This window comes from Endozoicomonas sp. SESOKO3, from assembly GCF_024606255.1.
The window spans coordinates 1-2,284 of sequence record NZ_JAHHPR010000641.1 but is presented as its reverse complement, the minus strand read 5'-3'; the positions used below and the strand labels follow the sequence as shown (position 1 = coordinate 2,284).

The 2,284-nt window shown below is 41.0% G+C and carries 3 protein-coding genes; 2 read left to right on the top strand and 1 reads right to left on the bottom strand.

The genetic code is table 11. The features are described from left to right. Positions 1 to 116: 116 nt before the first annotated feature. Positions 117 to 383 (bottom strand): DUF2442 domain-containing protein, encoded by a 267-nt coding sequence (locus KDK18_RS11255; RefSeq protein WP_257254996.1) that lies wholly within the window; start codon positions 381 to 383, stop codon positions 117 to 119. Positions 384 to 945: 562 nt separating this feature from the next. Between KDK18_RS11255 and KDK18_RS11250 the strand changes: the two genes are divergently transcribed. Beyond that, positions 946 to 1,215, top strand: coding sequence for a type II toxin-antitoxin system Phd/YefM family antitoxin (locus KDK18_RS11250; protein WP_257254995.1), 270 nt, complete (start codon positions 946 to 948; stop codon positions 1,213 to 1,215). Positions 1,216 to 1,598: 383 nt separating this feature from the next. Continuing rightward, positions 1,599 to 2,003 carry a hypothetical protein gene (locus KDK18_RS11245; protein WP_257254994.1) on the top strand — a complete coding sequence of 135 codons (405 nt, stop codon included), beginning with the start codon at positions 1,599 to 1,601 and terminating at the stop codon, positions 2,001 to 2,003. Positions 2,004 to 2,284: the final 281 nt, after the last annotated feature.

The window sequence follows — 2,284 nt, the reverse complement described above, 5'->3', positions numbered from 1 at the left end:
TGTAGACGTATTAAAAAGAAAGCAAATATAAGCTAGAGGTCAATAATTTCAGGGGGTTTCATGATTTTTCCTTGCCGGGTCTCACGACACGGGTTTCTCCGAGTTTCTTCTTTTGGTTACGCGGCATCAAACCTAACTAGCTGACCTGCCTTATCCAGTTTCTCATGCAAGCTACCAGGACTCAGTTCAAAACCATTAGGCCAGCACAAAGCGCCAAACTCAAGGAAAAAACGGCAAAAATACTGTGAACTCTCCAAGGGTAATGTCATAGCTGTTTTTTTAGACAACAACGGAGAAAAATCCATCACTCCGTGGGAACCATCAGAAAAAGAAAGTCGAATTTCTTTATCGTATAACCACTCAGCTTTTATCAATTTAATCATAATCAGCTCCCGGAATACGCTCTAGCGGCTGAAGCTCCAATGCTTTTTGCCAGTTATCAAATAGTGCTGTTTTATGGTCACCACACTAGTCAGATACCAATCTTGCGGCCTTCTTTGGAAGATGACCCTTGAGAACTGCACCATCATTAATACACACCAAAGCCTCGTGACCTTGTTACTCAACATGGATATGTGGTGGTGGATGATCATCATGATACATTCTGATGTAAATTCCAAAAAAAGAAGAGATCACAGGCATCACAATTACCATCAGCTTAAAGCTTATATCACTGCCTCCAAAGCCAGATTGGTCAACTGTGGGGGGGCTTACAACTCCACACAATGATAGAAATGGCCCAATCTCCTTATTGAACCCCCTCCTAACCTGTTACTATTCCGGATTGTATAAAGCAACCTATTTGCCAGGTATCAAGTATCAAGACCTGACCCCGGTTTCGGTAGTTCGGTAGTAGTAGAAGGGTCATATATGGACATTATATGGACTTTTTCTTTTGTTTAACCTATCCTTGAAATGTTATTTTTTTAACACTGAGGAAAATAGATGAGCGTATCACCCTTACCCCGTACCAAAACGGTATCGACGTTTAAAAAAGAATTAGCTTCTATGGATGTATCTGAGCCTGTAGTCGTTACACAAAATGGGGAACCTTTATATGTAGTTCAAGACCCCGTACAGTTTGAGATGCAACAGGAACAAATGGCTCTATTAAAATTGTTGTCATTTGCTGAAAAGGATGTTCGGGAAGGTCGAACCGTATCTTCTTCAGAACTTCTGGCTGGATTGGAAGGGCTTCTTGACAATGAAGTTTGAGTATTCACTCGCTTTCCAATGCCAGCTTCATGACAGGTTTTACTATTTATCCCGACACATCGGACAGGAAGCGGCTGGCGAGCTTCTTAATGGCTTCATTACTGGATTTGAGAAAAGAATCATTGAACATCCCCGAAGTTCTCCATTATGTTTGGAGGCGTCAGAAATGGGGTTCACAACGTATCACGACTATGTTGATGAAAAGCTCCAATTGCGAGCGATCTTTCGATTTTCTGAGACAGAGGACATGGTATACCCATTGCTATTTTTGAGTACCAAACAAAGCATCCGACAAGCTTTAATACAGCATTGTCTACGACAATAGCCAGAATTCCCCAAAAGCCTAAATAACATTAACAGAAAGATTTTCGGGAATTATCAGGGTGAAATCATTTCAAGACCACCTTATCGAAAGTGAAATTAAAGAAATTATCGAAGGCGCATTTAACGACCATTTTAAAATGGGATTCAGTAGCAAGGATTCGTTTAGCGTTTCGTCAAAAGGTAGTGTTCACGCCAAAGGATCATCTAAAGAAGCTGGCGAAGTTTCCAATATCGTTTTTAAAAGTGCGAAAGGAAGCAATTTTAAAGCCCAAATTGAGAGCCTTTGGAATACTAGCAAAGATGTTTCTACTTTCGTGAAAAAGATCAATCAGGAAATCGATTCAAATACTGCTTTCGTGAAAGCGAATAGTTCAGATAAGAAAAGTGTCAGTAAGATAAACAAAAAGATCGAGACCTATCAGAAGATTGTTAGCTCTATCGAAAGGCTTGGCAAGAAAAAATAGAGCTGGGCTTTCGTCAGTAAAGTTCACCTCGACAATGTTGACTCGTTCCCACGCTCCAGCTTGGCAATGCATACCCATATCTGAAAACGGGCTTTACAACTTGAGATGTCGTATGGATTCAACATGGGAGCCACTATTTTGCCACACGTGAGAACGACCCAAAGAGCCCTAAAAACAGAACAGAGTCAAACGATGTCAACAATCAAGACCTGATCCCTTTTTTCCAGATAGCTCGGCTTGCGCAGAGCAAGCCCATAAATTATCATTCTTTCCGTCTCTTG